General features: G+C 74.4%; 16 protein-coding genes and 3 pseudogenes. 7 read left to right on the top strand and 12 right to left on the bottom strand.

What is annotated here, in order from left to right; translation table 11 throughout:
• Positions 1-218 precede the first annotated feature (218 nt).
• A complete protein-coding gene (locus ACZ8ZB_RS30370; RefSeq protein WP_470740800.1) occupies positions 219-2,288 on the top strand; it encodes a SpoIIE family protein phosphatase in 2,070 nt (689 codons plus the stop codon).
• A gap of 6 nt (positions 2,289-2,294) precedes the next feature.
• On the opposite strand, the gene ACZ8ZB_RS30365 is transcribed toward ACZ8ZB_RS30370, so the two are convergent.
• Positions 2,295-3,047, bottom strand: a complete 753-nt coding sequence (locus ACZ8ZB_RS30365) for a putative protein N(5)-glutamine methyltransferase (protein WP_470740799.1) — start codon at positions 3,045-3,047, stop codon at positions 2,295-2,297.
• Positions 3,048-3,693: 646 nt separating this feature from the next.
• Here ACZ8ZB_RS30365 and ACZ8ZB_RS30360 point away from each other — a divergent pair.
• Positions 3,694-4,299, top strand: coding sequence for a sulfite oxidase-like oxidoreductase (locus tag ACZ8ZB_RS30360; protein WP_470740798.1), 606 nt, complete (start codon positions 3,694-3,696; stop codon positions 4,297-4,299).
• 13 nt (positions 4,300-4,312) lie between these two features.
• Positions 4,313-5,089 carry a ferredoxin reductase gene (locus ACZ8ZB_RS30355; protein ID WP_470741617.1) on the top strand — a complete coding sequence of 259 codons (777 nt, stop codon included), beginning with the start codon at positions 4,313-4,315 and terminating at the stop codon, positions 5,087-5,089.
• Between the two features lie 348 nt (positions 5,090-5,437).
• On the opposite strand, the gene ACZ8ZB_RS30350 is transcribed toward ACZ8ZB_RS30355, so the two are convergent.
• Positions 5,438-6,013 carry a rhodanese-like domain-containing protein gene (locus tag ACZ8ZB_RS30350; RefSeq protein ID WP_470740797.1) on the bottom strand — a complete coding sequence of 192 codons (576 nt, stop codon included), beginning with the start codon at positions 6,011-6,013 and terminating at the stop codon, positions 5,438-5,440.
• Between the two features lie 81 nt (positions 6,014-6,094).
• Between ACZ8ZB_RS30350 and ACZ8ZB_RS30345 the strand changes: the two genes are divergently transcribed.
• Complete coding sequence (locus ACZ8ZB_RS30345) at positions 6,095-6,376, top strand: metal-sensitive transcriptional regulator (protein ID WP_470740796.1); 282 nt, start codon at positions 6,095-6,097, stop codon at positions 6,374-6,376.
• A gap of 166 nt (positions 6,377-6,542) precedes the next feature.
• Here ACZ8ZB_RS30345 and ACZ8ZB_RS30340 read toward each other — a convergent pair.
• Positions 6,543-6,755, bottom strand: a pseudogene (locus ACZ8ZB_RS30340) (MBL fold metallo-hydrolase); the annotation flags it as partial.
• Positions 6,756-7,112: 357 nt separating this feature from the next.
• Here ACZ8ZB_RS30340 and ACZ8ZB_RS30335 point away from each other — a divergent pair.
• Complete coding sequence (locus tag ACZ8ZB_RS30335; protein ID WP_470740795.1) at positions 7,113-8,081, top strand: acetylxylan esterase; 969 nt, start codon at positions 7,113-7,115, stop codon at positions 8,079-8,081.
• 122 nt (positions 8,082-8,203) lie between these two features.
• Complete coding sequence (locus ACZ8ZB_RS30330) at positions 8,204-8,950, top strand: GntR family transcriptional regulator (protein WP_470740794.1); 747 nt, start codon at positions 8,204-8,206, stop codon at positions 8,948-8,950.
• A gap of 67 nt (positions 8,951-9,017) precedes the next feature.
• On the opposite strand, the pseudogene ACZ8ZB_RS30325 reads toward ACZ8ZB_RS30330, so the two are convergent.
• A pseudogene (locus tag ACZ8ZB_RS30325) lies at positions 9,018-9,179 on the bottom strand (response regulator); the annotation flags it as partial.
• Between the two features lie 22 nt (positions 9,180-9,201).
• Positions 9,202-9,930 (bottom strand): class I SAM-dependent methyltransferase, encoded by a 729-nt coding sequence (locus ACZ8ZB_RS30320; protein WP_470740793.1) that lies wholly within the window; start codon positions 9,928-9,930, stop codon positions 9,202-9,204.
• 478 nt (positions 9,931-10,408) lie between these two features.
• Between ACZ8ZB_RS30320 and ACZ8ZB_RS30315 the strand changes: the two genes are divergently transcribed.
• Complete coding sequence (locus ACZ8ZB_RS30315; protein ID WP_470740792.1) at positions 10,409-11,572, top strand: D-alanyl-D-alanine carboxypeptidase family protein; 1,164 nt, start codon at positions 10,409-10,411, stop codon at positions 11,570-11,572.
• Between the two features lie 115 nt (positions 11,573-11,687).
• Here the strand turns inward: ACZ8ZB_RS30315 and ACZ8ZB_RS30310 are convergent, their stop codons facing one another.
• The 7 genes and pseudogenes from ACZ8ZB_RS30310 to ACZ8ZB_RS30280 form a co-directional block, all read right to left on the bottom strand.
• Positions 11,688-12,704 (bottom strand): asparaginase, encoded by a 1,017-nt coding sequence (locus tag ACZ8ZB_RS30310; RefSeq protein WP_470740791.1) that lies wholly within the window; start codon positions 12,702-12,704, stop codon positions 11,688-11,690.
• Positions 12,704-13,432 (bottom strand): FadR/GntR family transcriptional regulator, encoded by a 729-nt coding sequence (locus ACZ8ZB_RS30305; protein ID WP_470740790.1) that lies wholly within the window; start codon positions 13,430-13,432, stop codon positions 12,704-12,706. The genes ACZ8ZB_RS30310 and ACZ8ZB_RS30305 overlap by 1 nt, the downstream gene beginning before the upstream one ends.
• A 158-nt stretch (positions 13,433-13,590) precedes the next feature.
• Positions 13,591-13,965 (bottom strand): fluoride efflux transporter CrcB, encoded by a 375-nt coding sequence (gene crcB / locus ACZ8ZB_RS30300; RefSeq protein WP_470740789.1) that lies wholly within the window; start codon positions 13,963-13,965, stop codon positions 13,591-13,593.
• A 5-nt stretch (positions 13,966-13,970) separates the two neighbouring features.
• Positions 13,971-14,210: pseudogene (locus tag ACZ8ZB_RS30295) on the bottom strand (DUF190 domain-containing protein); the annotation flags it as partial.
• The gene (crcB, locus tag ACZ8ZB_RS30290) at positions 14,207-14,650 is read right to left on the bottom strand and encodes a fluoride efflux transporter CrcB (protein WP_470740788.1); all 444 of its coding nucleotides are present in this window, start codon (positions 14,648-14,650) and stop codon (positions 14,207-14,209) included. The pseudogene ACZ8ZB_RS30295 and the gene crcB (ACZ8ZB_RS30290), both read right to left, overlap by 4 nt.
• A gap of 504 nt (positions 14,651-15,154) precedes the next feature.
• Positions 15,155-16,714, bottom strand: coding sequence for a glycoside hydrolase family 53 protein (locus tag ACZ8ZB_RS30285; protein WP_470740787.1), 1,560 nt, complete (start codon positions 16,712-16,714; stop codon positions 15,155-15,157).
• Positions 16,715-16,832: 118 nt separating this feature from the next.
• On the bottom strand, positions 16,833-18,854 hold the full coding sequence (locus ACZ8ZB_RS30280; protein WP_470740786.1) for a beta-galactosidase: 2,022 nt from the start codon (positions 18,852-18,854) through the stop codon (positions 16,833-16,835).
• Between the last annotated feature and the right edge of the window lie 170 nt (positions 18,855-19,024).

Raw genomic sequence — 19,024 nt, 5'->3', positions numbered from 1 at the left:
CACGCCGTCCCCGCCCTCCACCCAGCAAAGCACCGCCCGTCGAAGAGCACTACTCGCGCGCCCTGCCGCGGTGACGGTTTCGCGGGGCGCTCGGCCCGAGAGTGGGAGAAGCTGGCACCGGACGGCAGGAGCGGCGGAAAATGGGCCTCGCGCGGTAGAACAAGGGGTGTCGGCGCGGTGCGGACGTGCCGTGGGAATCGGTGAAGGCGGGGCGTGCGATGAGTGCAGCGGGGTCACCCCCGGCCGACGGCGACGGGCCGGTGCGCCCCAGCGGGCTGCTCGACGTGCTGCGGGTGGCCTCGGTGGTGCTGGACACCGAGGGGCGGATCGTGCTGTGGAGCCCTCAGGCCGAGGAGTTGTTCGGGTACGGAGCCCAGGAGGCGCTGGGCCAGTACGCCGCCCGGATCATGGTGCACGAGCAGCACCTGGACCTCGTGGTGAAGCTGTTCGCCGACGTCATGCGCACCGGACGGAGCTGGGCCGGGGCCTTCCCCATCCGGCGCAAGGACGGCGCCACCCGGTTGGTGGAGTTCCGCAACATGCGGCTGCTGGACGACCGGGGGGACGTCTACGCCCTCGGTCTCGCGGTGGACCAGTCGACGGCGCGCCGGCTGGAGCAGGACGTGGCCCTGTCCACCCGGATCGTCGCCCAGTCCCCCCTGGGACTGGCCGTGCTGGACACCGGTCTGCGCTACGTCTCGGTGAATCCGGCGCTGGAGCGGATGAACGGCGTCCCGGCCGAGGAGCACCTGGGCCGCAGGGTCCGGGACGTGCTGCCGCTGGTCGGCACCGAGGCGCTCGAGGCCGCCGCGCGCGAGGTCCTCGACACCGGCCGGCCCGTCGTCGACCGGTCCATGACCGGCCGCACCCCGGCCGATCCGGACGAGGACCACATCTGGTCGTTCTCGCTGTACCGCCTGGAGAACGCGCTCGGCACGGTACTGGGCGTGGCCGTGTCGGTGGTGGACGTCACCGAGCAGTACCGGGCGAACGCCGAGGCCGAGACCGCGCGGCGGCGACTCGCCGTGATCGCCGACGCCACCACCCGGATCGGCACCACCCTGGACCTGGACCGTACGACCGGCGAGCTCGCCGACGTGGCCGTGCCGGAGCTGGCCGACGCGGCGGCGGTGGATCTGCTGGACGCGGTGGTGCGCGGCCGCCGCAGCACCCTCGGCCCCACCGAGCCGGCGGTGATCCGGGCGCTGGCGGTGCGCGGGGTGGACGCGGCCGAGGTACTGGCGGCGGCCGATCCGCCGGGCCGGGTGACCCGGTACGCGCCGGACCGAATGATCACCGAGTGCGTGCGCACCGGGCTGCCGGTGATGGTGCCGCGGGTGAAGGACGAGGACCTGGCGCGGATCGCCCGTTCCCCGGAGGCGGCCGCGCTGCTGGCCCGGGCGGGTGTCCACTCGTACCTGGCCGTGCCGCTGATCGCGCGCGGGGAGGTGCTGGGCGCCCTCGACCTCATGCGCATGCGCAATCCCGCGCCGTTCGACGAGGACGATCTGCTGCTCGCACGAGAGCTGGCCTCCCGCGCGGCCGTGCAGATCGACAACGCCCGCTGGTACCAGAACGCCCGCGACACCGCCCTCACCCTGCAGCGCAGCCTGCTGCCGAGCCATCCACCCGTCACGGGCGGCCTCGAGGTCGCCTCCCGCTACCAGCCGGCGGGCGCCACCAGCGAGGTCGGCGGCGACTGGTTCGACGTGATCCCGCTGGAGGACGGCAGGACGGCCCTCGTCGTGGGGGACGTGATGGGCAGCGGCATCCCCGCGGCGGCCGCCATGGGCCGGCTGCGCACGGCGACCCACACCCTCGCCTCCCTCGGCCTCGATCCGGCCGTCCTCCTGGAGCACCTGGACCGGATCACCGGCGGCCTGGACCAGGCGATCGCCACCTGTGTCTACGCCGTCCACGATCCCCACGAGCGGCGGTGCGCAATCGCCAACGCCGGGCACCTGCCGCCGGCGAGGGTACGGGCCGGTCACGCCCCCGAACTGCTCGACCTGCCCACCGGCGTGCCGCTGGGGGTGGGCGGGGTCGCCTTCTCCACGACCACCGTCGAACTGGAGCCGGACGACCTGCTGGTGCTCTACACCGACGGTCTCGTCGAGACGCGCCGGGATCCGCTGGACGAGCGCCTGGACCGGCTGCTGGCCCTGCTGGACCGTCCCGGCGACTCCCTGGAGGAGCTCTGCGACCTGCTCCTGCGCACCCTGCACGAGCCCGACAACTTCGACGACGTGGCCCTGCTCATCGCCCGTGCGACGGCGCCGGCCCGCTGAGCGGCCCTACGACGGCAGCGTCCCGATCACGACATGGGCGTACCACTCGTCGGAGGCGGCCAGGCGCGTCCGCAGGCCGGCGGCGGTGAAGGCGTCGACGGCGGCGGGGGCCTGCCGGCTGCTGGTCTCCACCAGCAGGCAGCCGCCCGGCGCGAGCCATCCGGACGCCCCGGCGGCGACCCTGCGCAGCACGTCGAGGCCGTCCGCGCCGCCGTCGAGCGCGACGAGGGGCTCGTGGTCGCGGGCCTCCGGGGGCAGCAGACCGATCTCGTCGCTGGGCACGTACGGCACATTGGCCGCGAGGACGTCGACGCGGCCCCGCAGCGCGCCGGGGAGCGCCTCGAACAGGTCGCCGGTGTGGACCCGTCCGCCGAGTGCGGCGACGTTGCGGCGGGCGCAGCGCACGGCGGCCGGGTCGATGTCGGCGGCGTGCAGTTCGACCGCGCCGAGCGCGGTGGCCAGGGCCGCGCCGACGGCGCCGGAGCCGCAGCACAGGTCCACGACGACGGACGCGTCCGGCGCCTGGGCGATCGCCTGTTCGACGAGGAACTCGGTGCGGCGGCGGGGCACGAAGACACCGGGTTCCACGCTGATGCGCCGGCCGTGGAACTCGGCCCAGCCGACGACGAGTTCGAGGGGCAGTCCGGCCGCCCGGCGCTCGACCATCGGGGCGATGTCCTGGGGGGTGGGCGCGGCGGCGAGAATCAACTCGGCCTCGTCCTCGGCGAAGACGCAACCGGCGGTGCGGAGGGCGGTCACGACGGCATCCCGGGACGGGGGCGGCGGGACGGCGGAGGAAGAGGGGGACGGGGACGGCGTGTGCGACAAGAGCCTGGGCCTTTCGGGAACCGAAGGGCGCTCTCGCGGCCACCTACTGCCGGTGGTCCGCGTCGCTTCGAGGTGAGAGCACCCGACCTGACACAGCGGTAATGGGTCTCACCTCCTGGATGTCCTACGGCTGGAGGGGTTCGCAGCCGGGAGGCCACATTACCCGACGATCACCGCCGCCGTACGGCGCTTTCGGGATCCGGGACCGCGCGGGAAAGCGCGCGGGCGAACGCGGCGGGGGCCGGGGACCGGCCGGCCCGGGACGACGGTCCTCACCCGCCGTGCCCGCGTGCCGGCCGGGCGTACCCACCCCGAGCCGGCGCCGGCGACGCGCACACCGCCCGGGCGGCCGGCGACGAACGGAGGCCGTCAGGCCGTCGCCCCGGTCGCCCACCGCGCGCCGGACGGGACGGCGGTAAGCCGCCGGGCGACCGGAGCACCGCAACGCGTGGTCCGGCTCCCGCGCGGACCGGCCCACGGGGGCCGTGACCGGCCCGGGACCGCGTCGGCTGCGGACACCACGTACGGTTGAGCACGGAAAAGCTCGAGCACCAGTCGCAACGGAATCGCCGATCACGTGAACATCACCCGAGGCTTCACCGGCCGCCCTCGCGTGCACGACCCCGGCCTGCCGCCGGGGCAGTACGACGCGGGCGACGAATGGCCAGTCCTGTCCGCCGAGGTCACGCCCGACCTCACGCCCGCCGACTGGACCTTCCGGATCGACGGGCTGGTGGCGGAGCCCCGCACCTGGGACTGGGAGCAGGCGCACGCGCTGCCGCCCTCGGCGTACGAGGGGGCCATCCACTGTGTGACGAGCTGGTCGAAGTTCGGGGTGCGGTTCGGCGGCGTCTCGCTGGACGCGTTCCTCCACATGGTCCGGCCCCGTGAATCAGCCACACACGTGGTCGCCTATGCGCACACCGGCTACACCACCAGCCTGCCGCTCGCGGACGTGACCGGCGGCCGGGCCTGGATCGCCTGGGAGTACGACGGGCGTCCGCTGCCTCCCGAGCACGGCGGTCCGGCGCGGCTGATCGTGCCGCACCTGTACTTCTGGAAGAGCGCCAAGTGGATCGCGGGACTGCGGCTCCTCGACCACGACGAGCCGGGTTTCTGGGAGGGCAACGGCTACCACGCGCGCGGCAATCCCTGGGAGGAGCAGCGGTACTCCGGTGACTGAGCGAACGACACCTGTGGCACGGACGTCACCGGACGCACCGGAGCGCTTCACCCCGCCGACGCGGTTCGCGGTGCCCGGACGGATCGGCGTGAGCGAACGGACCGCGTCCGTGTGGCGGACGGCGACCCTGACGGAGATCCGCCGCGAGACCCCGCGGGCGACGACCTTCCGGTTCGCGGTGCCCGGCTGGCCGGGCCATGTGCCCGGCCAGCATCTGCTGCTGCGGCTGACCGCCGAGGACGGTTACGTGGCCCAGCGCCACTACTCGATCGCGTCGGCGCCGGACGACTCCGGGCACATCGAGCTGACCCTGGACCGTGTCGAGGGCGGCGAGGTCTCGGGCTGGTTCCACACGGTGGCCCGCCCCGGCGACCGGGTCGAGCTGCGCGGCCCGCTCAGCGGTTTCTTCGCCTGGCCGGGCGACCGGCCCGCGCTGCTGGTGGGCGCCGGCTCCGGCGTGGTCCCGCTGATGTCGATGGTGCGGCACCACCGGGCCCGGGGCATGAGACTGCCGCTGCGCCTGCTGGTGTCGGCGCGCGGGCCCGAGGACCTGATCTACGCACGCGAGTACGGCGCGGAGACCACTCCGGTGTTCACGCGCAGCGCCCCGAAGGGGGTGCCCGTGGGACGTATGGCGGCCGCACATGTGGCGCCGCTCCTGGCGGAGCAGCCTCCTGGTGGGTGGGAGGCCTATGTGTGCGGTTCCAACTCCTTCGCGGAGCACGCCTCCAGGCTGCTGGTGGCGGCCGGTCAGCCCGTGGAGCGGATCCGCATCGAGCGCTTCGGCTGACCGGGGCGCCCCCGCTCGCCCGGTCCTGAACGCCGCCGGGCCGACGACGACCCGCCGCCCGGGCCCCGTCGTCGAGCGGTTTCGGGACCTGTCCGCCGACCGGCGCGAGCACGGCGTCCCGGACGAGGACGCCGCCCAGCCCTCCCCGCCGCCGAGCCCGACGGTCTCCGGGCCGCTACGGCTTCCTCGCCCCTGTCCCCGCGGACGGGGCCCCGCGCACCGCGCGCCCCGGAGACCGTCGGGCTCGGCGGCGGGGAAGGACGGAGGGCCGACCGCGGACGCTGAGGCGGCGGTCCCGGCCCGCCCGCGCCGCGGGTGAACCCCTCGCGGGGCGCGGGCCCGGCGGGCTCAGCCGGTCAGGGCGGCGAGGGTGGCGTCCAGATCGGCGGCCCCGGGCCGGTTGTGGGGGAGCTTGGCGAGAACCCTGGCCATGCCGCAGGTGTCGGTCAGGGCGGAGAGGACCAGGCCGCCGGCGACGCCTGCGGACAGCAGGCGCGCCGCGCTCCGGCGCCGTCCGGCCAGCAGCCCGGCCAGGACGAGGGATCCGGCGGTGAGGCGGACCTGACGGTCCATCGCCCAGGGGGTGCGGACGCCGGCCGGACGGTGGGTGTCGTGGCCGAGCCGGGTCCACTCGGTGGTGCCGCCGGTGAGGGTGGCGGCGTGAACGCCCTGCTCGGCCAGGCGTCGGCAGGCGGTGGCGGAGCGGGCGCCGGAGGCGCACACGACGAGCAGCTCGCCGCGGCCGGCGACGGTCCTCAGGGCGGGCAGGGCCGCGTCCAGGTGGTCGAGAGGGATGTTGTGGGCGCCGGGCAGGTGACCGGAGGCGTATTCGCCGGGGGTGCGGACGTCGATGACGGTCAGCTCGTCGAGGCGGGCGTCGGCCTGTTCGGCGGTGAGGGCCGTGAGGGTGGTGCTGGATACCACGGGGGACTTTCCTCTGCTCTGTTGGGGTCGTCCCTTCGGTAGGATACCGGGCGGGGTATACCGACGAGGGAGCGTGGGGTTGTGGAGCTGACGATGGCGGCCGAGGAACTGAAGACGGTGGTCAACCGGCTGCGCCGGGCACAGGGCCAGATCGCGGGGATCATCAAAATGATCGAGGAGGGACGGGACTGCGAGGACGTGGTCACGCAGCTGGCCGCGGCGTCCCGGGCCCTGGACAAGGCGGGTTTCGCGATCATCGCCACCGGGTTGCAGCACTGCCTGACCGACGCGGACATGGCCGCTTCCGGAGACCGGGAGCAGATGCGCGCCCGGCTGGAGAAGCTGTTCCTGTCGCTGGCCTGAGCGCCGCCCCCGGCCCGAGGAGCCGTCCCACGTCACCGCGTCGGCGAGCACGAGGGCGGCCACGGCCGGCAGGACGACGGCGAAGACGCGTTGCAGGCGGGGCCGGAGACCTCCGCGGCGAGGCGTTCGCCGTCCCAGGCGCCCAGCACGGCGGCGGCGACGAAGGGGCCGCCGCACCGCTCCCGTCCTCCTCCAGGACGTAGGAGGTGTGGGGCGGGGTGTGCCCGGGGGTGGCGAGCGCGCACAGCACCAGGCCCTCGTCCACCGTCACGGTGTCGCCGTCGGCGACCGGGGTGCGGGCGAAGGACAGGTGGGCCGCGGCCGGCACCAGGCAGGAGGCGCCGGCCACCCGGGCGAGCTCCAGGCCGCCGGTGACGTATGCCAGGGTGTCGACGAAGAACACGACTGCGACTCCTCTTGAACGGTGCACCCCCCGGGGTATGGAACACCCACCTTGACAGCAATACCCAGGGGGGTATTGCTGTCAAGGGAGGGCACCTGCCCGAGGCGTCGTCCGACGCTCCACGCCCCCGCGCCCCGCGGCCGCGCCGTCCACCCCCGCCCCACCGCCGGACGCGCTGCGGCGCCCGGGCCGGAGCTCCCTGCGGACGCCCTTGACAGCAATCGCTTTCCACGCTCGTCACCTGGGACTTTCCCCGAAACCCCTGGCGATGGCGCCGGTGATCCACGTACGGTGTCATCGCTTCGCACTGTCTCTTCACGAAGGCGGTCCCTGATGGCCCTGTTCGACCTCCCCCTCGACGAACTGCGCGCGTACCGCAGCGCGTCCACCGCGCCCGAGGATTTCGACGCGTTCTGGTCCAAGACGCTCGAGGAGGCACGCGCGTACGACCTGGACGCCCGTTTCGAGCCGGTCGACACGGGACTGTCCACGGTGCGGGTCCTCGACGTGACGTTCGCCGGGTTCGGCGGCCACCCCGTCAAGGGCTGGCTGACCCTGCCCGCCGACGCCGAGGCCCCGCTGCCGCTGGTGGTGGAGTTCATCGGGTACGGCGGTGGCCGCGGACTGCCGCACGAGCACCTGCTGTGGGCGTCCACGGGCCGGGCCCACTTCGTGATGGACACCCGGGGCCAGGGCAGTGCCTGGGGCGCCGGCGGCGGTACGGCGGACCCGGTGGGCGGCGCTCCCGCCTACCCCGGTTTCATGACGCGCGGCATCGACGCCCCCGAGAACTACTACTACCGCCGGGTGTTCACGGACGCCGTGCGCGCGGTGGAGGCGGCGCGATCGCACCCGCTGACCGACGCGAGCCGCACGGTCGCCGTGGGCGCCAGCCAGGGCGGGGGCATCACCATCGCGGTCGGCGGCCTGGTCCCGGACCTGGCCGGCATCGCGCCGGACGTGCCGTTCCTCTGCGACTTCCCCCGCGCGACCACGCTCACCGACCGGCAGCCGTACCGGGAGATCGGCTCCTACCTCAAGACGCACCGCGGCCGCTACGAGGACGCGCTGCGCACACTGTCCTACTTCGACGGCGTGCACTTCGCCGCCCGCGGCAACGCGCCCGCGCTGTTCTCGGCGGCCCTGGAGGACCAGACCTGCCCGCCCTCGACGGTGTTCGGGGCCTTCAACGCCTGGGCGCACGACGACAAGGCGATCGAGGTGTACGACTTCAACGACCACGAGGGCGGAGGCGCGTTCCAGGAGGCGGCCAAGCTGCGCTGGATGCGCTCGCACATCTGAGGGGACCGCACGGTTCCGGCCGAACCGCCGGACCCCTCTTCCCTGCTGGTGTAGACCAATGCTAGATGTGGTGGCGCAACGAGCCCGCACGGCCACGGACCGTCATCAACAGGAGGCGCGGCATGGCCCGCACCACCCCGCACGACCACCCTTCCACCGAAGGGGAGCCGCTCTACCGGAGGATCGCGACGGAGCTGCTCGGTGAACTGCGCGACAGAACGATTCCGCCGGGCGAACGCCTCCCCGGCGAGCGGCGGTTGGCCGAGCACTTCGAGGTCAGCAGGGAGACCGTACGGCAGGCGCTGCAACTGCTGCGCCGGGCCGGACTGGTCGTCACCGACCGGCGGGGCAGCCACGCCACGCTGCCCGGCCCGCCGGTGGAGACGCCGGCGTCGTCCGGCTTCCCGCTCGGCGCGCGGTGCTCCGGCCGGGGCGCGGCGGCCAGGGCCACCCTGGCCTGGGAGGCCCCGCCACCCGGGCACGCCGAGGTCCTGGGGGCGGCCCCCGCCCGGCCGACGCTGGTGCACCGCTACTGGTCCGCGTCGGCCGACGGGCGGGAACTGCGGGCGGTGACATCGTTTTCCGCGGTGGCGCTCGCGGAGGTCGAGGAACTGGGCCGCTACCGCGACCGGGCCGTCGGCGTCGGATCCGGCGCGGCGGAACTGGGGCGGGCCTACGACTGGATGCGCCGGGCGGGCCTGACCCTGCACCACCGCGACGCCATCACGCCGGTCGCGGGAAAGCCGTCGGTCCGGGTCACCCGTCGGGTGCACGACCAGTACGCCCGCCCGCTGGAGATCACCGAACTCGTCATGGAGGCCCAGGAGGGCGCCCTGGTCTACGAGTTCACGGTGCCGGCCGCCCTCTGACCGGCTCCGGGGCCGACCAGCCCCGTCCCGTAGGCGGCGACGACGGCCTGGACGCGGTCGGCTGTCCGGGGGAGACGTCCTTGAGGAGGAAGCCGCCGGCCCCGGCGGTCAGTGCCGCGCGGACGTGCCGGTCGAGGTCGAAGGCGGCCGGGACGATGACGCGCGGTTCGTCCGGGGCGCCCGTGCGGATGCGGCGGGTGGTCTCCAGGCCGTCCGTCCGGGGCGGCCGTCCGCCGGCCGTCCCCGGCCCGTCACGCCTCCGTCCGCTCGGCGACGACCAGCCGGACCTTCGGGCTGCCGTCCCGGCGCCGTCCGAACTCGGTCAGTGCCCACAGCTCCACCCGGAATCCGGCGCGGGTCAGTTCGCGCCGCGCGTCACCGAAGCGGAAGGTGCGGTAGTACATGACGAACGGCGGGCGCCGGACGGCGTTGCGCACCCGCATCACGGCGTCGAACCCCAGCAGCATCCCGTAGGTGAGGGAACCCGGCCGGGGCGGCGCGACCACGGGGAAGACGAAGCGTCCGCCCGGCCGCAGCACCGAGTGGACCTGCGCGAACAGCGTCGGCACCTCACGGGGCAGGAAGTGCCCGAACGCGCCGAAGCTGACCACGAGGTCGAACACCGGCCCGAACGGCAGCGCCCGCGCGTCCGCCCGCACCCAGCCCACCGGCGGCCCCGGCGGCCGGACGCGCTGCCGCGCGACGGAGAGCATGCCCGCGCTGAAGTCGACCCCGGTGACGCTCCCCCTGCACACCTGGCTCAGTACGTCGACGCCCGCGCCGGTGCCGCAGCACAGATCGAGGCCGGTGTCGAAGGGCCCCGTCCGCCGCAGTGCGGAGGCGGTGGCGTCGAGCACCGAGTCGGGCGTGCGGAAGGGGGTGTGGTCGAACTTCGGTGCGAGGAGGTCGTAGCCGCGCTCCACGGACGACAGCGCCTGGACGGCGAGTTCACGCAGGCGGGGGCCTTCGGGGCTGAACATCGGGTCAGCCTAGAGGAGACCCCGACCACACGGCGGCTCCGCACACCGTCCGCCGGGTGGTGCAGTGCGATCAGCACATCCAGCAGGGCCTCTTTCGGGCGTCGGCGCCCTTTCCTCCCCGCGTTTCGCGTTCTCCTCGGCTCGCCGATCCGCCCGTCGTGTCCGACCGGCGCACGGCGTTCCCGCACCACCTCGCCGACGGGGTCCGGCGGCCGCGCCCTCCGCGAGGAACCGCCGCTCGCTCCGGACGAGTCGACGGCCGCCCGGGGACTGCGGCGCGTGCCGCGGTCGCGGGAGGGGCCGGCCGATCCGGAGACGCTGCCGCGCCGGATGCGCGAGCCCCCGGCGACACGACGTTCCCGCGGCGCGTCCGGCCGGGCGGCCGGCACGGCGCCGGCGTGCGGCATCCGGGTGCTCGCGGGCGGTCCCCGGCCGGGGCAGCGCGGTGTTCCGGGGAGGCCGTTCCTACGTTTGCGATATGACTATCGGATTTACTTCGCGGGCTGCCGTGTCGACCTGTGTGCTCTGCACGGCGCATCTGCTGGCGTCCGCACCCGCCGTGGCGATCGCCGGCGTGGATCCCGGCCCGCGGGCGGCGGCCGCGGCCGCGGCGCTGCTGTACCGGCCCGGCACGCACGTCCGCCCGCACCCCGGGGCTCCCGAGGTCCCGGACCCGTCCGCCCTCTCGTGGCTGGTCGCCGACGCCCGCACCGGCGACGTCCTGGCGGCGCACGACGCGCACCGCCGGCTGCCGCCGGCCAGCACGCTCAAGACGCTGTTCGCACTCACCGTGCTGCCGGTCCTGCCGGCCGGCATCCGGCACCGGGTCAGCGAGGAGGAGCTGGCGGGCATCGGCCCCGGCAGCAGCCTCGTCGGGGTCGCCGAGGACCGTGCGTACCGGGTGTCCGACCTGTGGAACGGGGTCTTCCTCAGCTCCGGCAACGACGCCGTGCGGGTCCTGGCCGCGCTCAGCGGGGGCTGGCGGGCCACGGCCGAGCGGATGCAGGCCAAGGCCCGCGCCCTGGGCGCCCGCGACACCCGGGTGAAGTCGCCCGACGGCTACGACGCACCCGGCCAGGTGTCGTCGGCGTACGACCTGGCGGTGTTCGGCCGCGCCGGGCTGCGCAACCGCGAGTTCGCGCGGTACTGCGCCAGACACGAGGCGCGGTTCCCGGCCCGCGACGGCGGTTCCTACGGGATCGTGAACACCAACCGGCTGCTCACCGGCGCGGACGGCGTCGCACCCTACCGAGGGCTGATCGGCGTCAAGAACGGCTACACCAGCAACGCCGGTCACACGCTCGTGGCCGCGGCGCGCCGGGACGGCCGCACCCTCGTGGTGACGGTCATGCACCCCCGGTCGGGCGGCGGCCTCGCGGTGTACGAGGAGGCCCGCGCACTGCTGGACTGGGGCTTCGAGGCGTCCGGGCACGTGACTCCGGTGGGCTCCCTGGACGCCCTGCGGCCCGCCCCGCCGCACGGCCCGGAAGCGGATGCCGCCCCCGTCCCGGCGGCCCGGGGGGAGGACGCCCCGGCCCGCTCCGTCCCCTGGACCGTCGCCGGCGCCGCCCTCCTGGGAGCCGCTGCGGTCTCCCTCTACCTGCGCCTGCGCTGGGGTCCGGTACCGACGGGCCGGCAGTGACGGGAGCTCCCCCGAAGGGCGCGGGACGGTGTCCGGCGTGCGGCCCCGCCGCATGGGCGCGACAGCCCCTGAGGGCCCGCGGCGGACCCCGGAGGGACGCGGGGAACCGCGCGCGTCACACCCGGGCCGGCACGGGCTCCGAGGACAGCGCGGGGACCGGCCGCACCTCCCCCACCGGCCGGCCGCCCCCGAGCAGCACCTCTCCCCCGAACCCCGCGAGCGACGACGGGTCCACTCCCGCCCGCGCGAGCGCCTCCGCGGCCACCGGGACACGCGCCCGCCCCGCTCCGTCGGCGATCTTCACGGCGACCGCCCGTCCGTCCGGCAGCGCGGCGACCTGCACGCCCTCGAACCCGTCCTTGGCGAGCAGCCCGGGGACCGCCCGCATCAGCGCGGCGACGTCCCGGCCGGATCCGGAGGCCAGCTCCGCGTGCTCCCGCATCGCGTCGGCGACGCGCGCCTCCGGCGTACCGGGCGCGGCGGTGGTGATCCGCGCGGCGGCGCGGGCGAGACCGTGCAGGGAGACCGCGAACAACGGCGCGCCGCAGCCGTCGACGGTGACCGTGGCGACGCGCTGCCCGGTGAGGTCCTCGACGATCTCGGCGATCGCCTGCTGGAGGGGGTGGGCGGGGTCGAGGTAGTCGTCGAGGGACCAGCCGTTCAGCCTGGCCGTGTACAGCATGGCGGCGTGCTTGCCGGAGCAGTTCTGGGCGAGCCGGGACGGCGGGCGGCCCTCGCGCACCCAGGTGTCCCGGACGACCGGGTCGAACGGCAGGTCGGGGACGTTGCGGAGGTCGTCCTCCGTCAGTCCGGCGAGTTCCAGGACGCGCCGGACGCCGGCGAGGTGGCGTTCCTCGCCGGAGTGGCTGGCCGCGGCGAGCGACAGCAGCCCGCCGTCGAGCGGGAGCCCCGCGCGGACCATCGCCACCGCCTGGACGGGCTTGAGCGCGGAGCGCGGATAGCAGGCGGCCTCGATGTCGCCGAGCCGGCACCGGACCTCGCCGTCGGGGCCGAGGACGACGACGGAGCCGTAGTGGACGCCTTCGACGACCCCGCCGCGTATCAGGTGGGCGACGGGGGCGTGGAGGGGTTCGCGGATCGGGGGTGCGTCCGCGGGGAGACTGCTGTACATCACACTGCCTGGGGGGAGTCGTGGGCGGGCGTGCGCGCGGAGCGCACGATGGCGGTGAGGGTCGTCTCGACGCGGTCGAGGTGGTGGGTCATGGCCTCGACGGCGTCGCGCTCGGAGCCGTCGATCAGAGCCCGGACGATCGCCCGGTGCTCGCGGTCGGACTGCTCACGGCGTCCGCCGAGTTCGTTCAGGAAGGCGGACTGGCGGGCCAGCGCGTCCCGGATCTCCTCGATGACCCGACGGAACACCGGATTCCGGGCCGCCTCGGCCACGGTGAGGTGGAAGAGGGTGTCCATCGCGGCCCATGCCGCCGTGTCGGTCTCCCGCTCCATCCGGTCCAGCAGACTGGTCAGCCGGTCCAGGTCGTCCGGGGTGCGGCGCCGGGCCGCGTAGCCGGCGACCGGGACCTCGACGTGCCGGCGCACCTCGAGCAGGTCGCCGGCCGCGTAGTCGCCGAAGGTGGGGTCCCCCACGGTGTCGGCGACGACGAAGGTGCCCTTGCCGGTCCTGGAGACGGTCAGACCCATGGTCTGCAGGGCCCGCAGCGCCTCGCGCAGCACGGGCCGGGAGACCTCGAGGGTGCGGCACAGCTCCGCCTCGGAGGGCAGCTTGCCGCCGATCGCGTACTCGCCGCGCTCGATGGCGCCGCGGAGGTGGGAGAGCACCGCTTCCATCGCGCTGACGCGCCGCGGGCCCGCTCCACCTGTCTGGCTGTCTGACAGGTTCACGGGGCCGATGGTGCGGGGGCGGCACGGACGCTGTCAAGCGGAGGGCCGGTGCGGGGAGGCGGGGCGGGCGTCCCGTACCGCCGGACGGGGCTGATCGTCTCGCCCCGTGAGGCCCTGCGCCGTCTCGGGCGGGTCGGGGAACCACTGCGCGGGAAGCGCTAACCCCACACGGCACGGGCGAGGGCCGTGCCCGCGAAGGCCGCACCCAGGCCGGCCGCCACGCTCGCCACGACGTTCACGGCGGCGTAGCCGCGGGCGCCGGCCTCGGCCAGGCGCAACGTCTCGTAGGAGAAGGTGGAGTAGGTGGTCAGGGCGCCGCACAGGCCCGTTCCGAGGAGCAGCTGGATGCGGGAGTCCGCCGCGCCCGCCACCGCCGCGCCGGTGAGCAGGCCGAGGACCAGGCTGCCGGTGACGTTGACCGTGAAGGTCCCCCAGGGGAACACCGAGTCGTGCCGGGACCGCACCGCGCGGTCGGTGAGGTGGCGCAGCGGGGCGCCGACCATGGCCCCCAGCACCACGTACAGCCAGTTCACCGCGGCTCCTCGGTGCCGGCCACGACGACCGCCGCCGGGAGGTCCTCGCTCGGGGACGGCAGCCGGGAGGCGGGGACGGCGGAGGAGGCGCCGAAGCCCTCGGCGCCGCGGAAGACGCTCGCTCCCGCGGGCCCGGCCGCACGGGCCCGGTGGACGATCCCCGAGGAGAGGGGCCGGCGGTGCCACGTGTCGTTCCCGCCGACGTACGCGGTCAGGCGGAGGAGGCTGCCGGTCGGCCGTGTCATGGCTGCCTCCCGGTCAGCGCGCGGCGGGTCGCCGCGGCGGCCGTCCACACGGCGGCGAGGGCCGCGAGCGGGGTCGCCGCGAGGTACCCGAGTGCGGCGCCCGCCCCGCCGCCGTCGAGCAGGTTCCGGACGTCGACGGCGTACGTCGAGAAGGTGGTGAAGCCGCCGAGGACGCCGGTGCCGAAGAACGGGCGGACGAGGGGGTGGGCGGTGCGGACCTCGGTGATGATCACCATGAACACGCCGATGACGGCGCAGCCGGCGACATTGACCCAGAGGATCGTCCAGGGGAACCCGTGCGCCGGTGTCGGCCACCGCAGGGACGCCGCGTACCGGGCCGCCGCCCCCGCTCCCCCGCCGAGCGCGACCGCGACGACGACGGGGACCTGGGTACGGAAGGCGGGGCGGACCCGCGGGCCCTCGGTCTCCGGGGCTGTCACCGTCGTACGTCTCCCACTCGCTCGGGACCAGCGTAACGTCCCGGAGCGCGGCGGCCTGCGTCGCGGTCCCGGTGGGCTACCAGTCCTTCTCGAACAGCTGCGCCACCTCGGCGATCCGCACCTCGTCGCGCCGGTAGCGCACGCACCCGGCGAAGCGGCCGGTCCGCGGCAGGCCGAGGGCCGTGAGCAGCCGCAGAGGGGTGAGCGCGACGGGGCGGGGCGGGGCAGGCCGATCCGTGCGGCGACGGCCTCCCCGGTCGGACCGCCGGCCGCCGCGCCCCGTTCCCTCAGCAGCGTCAGGATGCGCAGTCGCGTCCCGTCGACGGGGGTCCTCGGCATCTCGTACACCTCCGCTCCGGGCCTCGCGCTCCGGAGCCCTTCCGCTGTGCCGCGCGCGAGGGCTCCGTGTCCCGGGCCCGAGGCGCCCTGCCCGGGACCCGGCCGGCCCGGAAACGAGGACCGTCCGGCCCCGCGCCGCCGGCCGGCGGCGCGGGGCCGGCGGGCTCACCGGTGGCGGAACCAGGCCGTCGCGGGCAGCGCGCGGTCGTCGTAGCCGAACAGCGCCTGGTTCTCCCAGCCGTTGCCGGAGGACGGGTCGGCGGGGTCCCAGCCGTTGCCGCTGCGGGCGGTCCAGGTCGCCTCCCAGTAGAAGACGCCGAGGCCCCGGCCGTTCGGGACGGCCTCCACGATGCTCGCCACGTCGTTCATCCAGCGGGTCTGGCCGGTGGTGGTCGCCGGGTAGCCGGGGACGAGTTCACTCTCGAGGTCGATGATGTTCTCGAGTCCGTCCTCGCTGTCGAGCCGGAACGGGTAGGCCGTCTCGGCGACGAAGACGGGCTTGCCGTAGCGGCCGGCCGCGTCGTCCAGGGTCGTCTGGAAGTCGTGCAGCGTGCCGTGCCAGTAGCCGTAGTACGACAGGCCGATGGCGTCGAACTTCACTCCGTGGGAGACCGCGTTGTCGAACCACCAGCGGGTGCCCTCGAGGTCGCCGCCCTCGGCGAGGTGCAGGGCGGCCACCGTGGAGGGACTGACCGCCTTGACCGCGTCGTAGCCGGAGTTGAGCAGTCCGGCGAGCCGGGTCCAGTTGCCCGTGGAGCCCTCGTCCCAGAGCATGCCGCCGTTGATCTCGTTGCCCACCTGCACCATGTCGGCGGTGGTGCCCTGCTTCCTGAGGGCGTCGAGGACGTCGTACGTGTGGTCGTAGACGTCCTTCTTCAGCTGCCCGTAGCCGTGTCCGGCCCAGGCGGCGGGCTTGTACTGCTTGCCCGGGTCGGCCCAGGTGTCCGAGTAGTGGAAGTCGACCAGCAGCTTCATGCCCTGCGCCTTGATCCGCTTGGCCAGGGCGAGGACGTGCGCCTTGTCGTTGTAGCCGTCGGCCGGGTCCACCCAGACCTTCAGGCGGGCGTAGTTCATGCCGGCGGACTTCAGGATCGCGACCGGGTCGCCGGTGGCTCCGGACGCGGTCCGGTAGATTCCGCCGCTGGCCTCGCTCTTGGGCAGGGAGGAGATGTCGGCGCCCTTGACCGGCAGGCCCGAGGTGCCGCGGGTGAAGGTCAGGTCGTCGACGTTGATCCAGCTCCCGGCGCGTCCGTCGCTGTTGACGCTGATGGTGCACCGGTTGTTCGTCACCCTGACCGGCACGACGATCCGTATCCATCCGGAGTCGGAGACCGGCAGGTCGGTGCGCTGCTCGGCGCCGCCGCAGTTCCTCAGGGCGAGGTACGCGGCGTTCTGGCCGCCGCCGGAGCGGACCCAGGCGGTGAGCTTGTAGTCGCCGTTGGCCAGGCCCGACAGGTACTGGTACGTCTCCACCTTGTAGGCCGAGGACGACCAGTGGGACAGACGGTGACCGCCGTCGCGGCCGCCGGCCTCCGTGTACGAGGCGGCCGTGTCGCCGTGCTCGGACCAGCCGGCCGGGGTGGCGGCGCCCGAACCGCCGGTCTCGAAGCCGCCGTTGGCGAGGGTGCTCGCGGCCGTCGCGGTCTGGGCGGGCAGGGCGGTGAGGGCGAGCCCGGCCACGAGCGGCGGCAACAGGGCGCGGAGGGTGCGTCTGGGATGGAACATGGGCGTTCGTCGTCCCTTCGACGTGGGGAGGGGGGATGCCCCGCGCCCCGGAGGGCGCGGGTGAGGGCCCCCTCCGCCCGCGGCCGGTGTGCTCACGCGGGCGGAGGGGAGTCGTGGCTCAGCCGTCGAGCCGGACGACCCGGACGGCTCCGGCCGGGACCGCGAGGCGGCCTGCGGCGCGTTCACCGGTCAGCAGCTCGGTGCCGGGGGTGTCCAGCGGCACCTCGGCATCGGTGGCGGTGTGGTTGATCGCGAACAGGAAGGTGCCCGACTCGCCCGCGCGGCGCACCACTTCGACGTCGCGGGGCAGGTCGGCGCGCGGGGCGATGCGGGCGTCCTCGGCGGCCCGGCCGAGCAGGGCGGCGAGGCCATCGGCGCCGAGCCGGGTGGAGACGTACCAGGCGGTGCCCTCGCCGAGGCGGTGCCGGGTGACGGCCGGACGTCCCCCGGTCAGGCCGTCGGCGTAGGTCCACACCGTCTCGGCGCCCCGCGGCACCACGAACTCCGTCCAGACGTCGGCGTCGAGTTCCACGCCGTCGGGGCCGGTCAGACGGACCCGTTCGCCCTGGAGCAGGGGGGAGAACTCCTCGACGGTCAGGCCGAGGACGTCGCGCAGGGCGCCCGGGTAGGGGCCCTCGTGCACGGCGTCGTGCTCGTCGACGATGCCGGAGAAGTACGACACCACGAGGGTGCCGCCGTTCTCGACGTACTCCCTGAGGTTGTCCCCGGCCCGTTCCGTCATCAGGTACAGGGCCGGTACGACGACGAGGGGGTACCTCGACACGTCGGCTTCGGGGTGGGCGAAGTCGACGGTGAGGTGGTGGTCGTAGAGGGCCTCGTACCAGGCGTCGGCGCGTTCGCGGGCGTCGTGGTCCTCGCTGGGGCGCCAGTCGAGGTTCTGCGCCCACCAGGACTGCCAGTCCCACAGCACGGCGACGTCGGCCTCCGTGCGGGTGCCCCGGATCGGCGCCAACGACTGGACGCAGGCGCCGAGTTCGGTCACCTCGCGGAAGACACGGGTTTCGGTGCCGCCGTGCGGCAGCATCGCGGAGTGGAACTTCTCGGCGCCGCGGCGGGACTGGCGCCACTGGAAGAACATCGCGCCCTCGGAGCCGCGGGCCACGTGGGCGAGGGAGTTGCGTGCCATCTGGCCGGGGGCCTTGGCGGGGTTGCGGGGCTGCCAGTTGACGCCCGAGGTGGAGTGCTCGAGCAGCAGCCAGGGGGCGCCGCCGGCGACGGAGCGGGTGAGGTCGGCGGCCATGGCGAGGTTGACATGGGTGCGGCGGCCGTCGGTGATGAGGTAGTGGTCGTTGGTGACGAGGTCCACCTCGCGGCCCCAGGCCCAGTAGTCGACGGAGTCGCACTGGCTGAGGGCGGTCATGAAGTTGGTGGTGACCGGGACGCCGGGTGAGAGGCGGTGCAGGATGTCCCGCTCGGCGGTGAAGTTCTCGCGCATCGTGGCGTCGGCGAACCGCCGGTAGTCCAGCGCCTGGGCCGGGTTGCCGACCGTGGGGGCCGCGCGCGGCGGGTTGATCTCCTCAAGCGAGGCGTAGCGCTGTCCCCAGAAGGCCGTTCCCCAGGCCTCGTTGACGGCCTCGACGGTGCCGTACACCGTCGCCAGCCAGCGGCGGAAGTGCACGGCGCAGGAGTCGCAGTAGCAGGCGGAGACGGGGACGCCGTACTCGTTGTGGACGTGCCACATCGCGAGCGCGGGGTGGTCGCCGTAGCGCTCGGCGAGCCGGGTGGTGATGTTCGCGGCGGCCGCGCGGTAGTCGGCGTTGCTGTGGCAGATGGCGCCGCGGGAGCCGAACTCCAGGCGCACGCCGTCCGCGGTGACCGGCAGCGCGTCGGGGTGGGCGCGGTAGAACCAGGCGGGGGGCACCACGGTGGGCGTGCCGAGGTCGACGCGGACGCCGCCTTCGTGCAGCAGGTCCAGGTTGCGGTCGAGCCAGCCGAAGTCGTACACGCCGGGCGAGGGTTCCAGCAGGGCCCAGGAGAAGATCCCGACGCTCACCATGGTGACGCCGGCCTCCCGCATCAGCCGGACGTCCTCGTCCCAGACGCTTTCCGGCCACTGCTCGGGGTTGTAGTCCCCACCGAAGGCGAGCCCGGTGAGGCCCCTGGGGGTGGTCTCCGGCATGGATTCTCTCCCGATGTGTCGATCTTTTGGGAACGTGCACACACATTTTCGGCGGTGCTGGGCCAACATAACCGCACAGCAACAACCATTGACAAGTGTCCGGGATGTTTCTCTACTGTGAACGCTCACAGAAGCAGCGCGAGCGAACCGAAGGGCGAGCCGCGCACGGA

The sequence above is a fragment of the Streptomyces sp. 12E genome (assembly GCF_055633275.1).
This window is presented reverse-complemented; position numbering and strand designations above follow the sequence as displayed.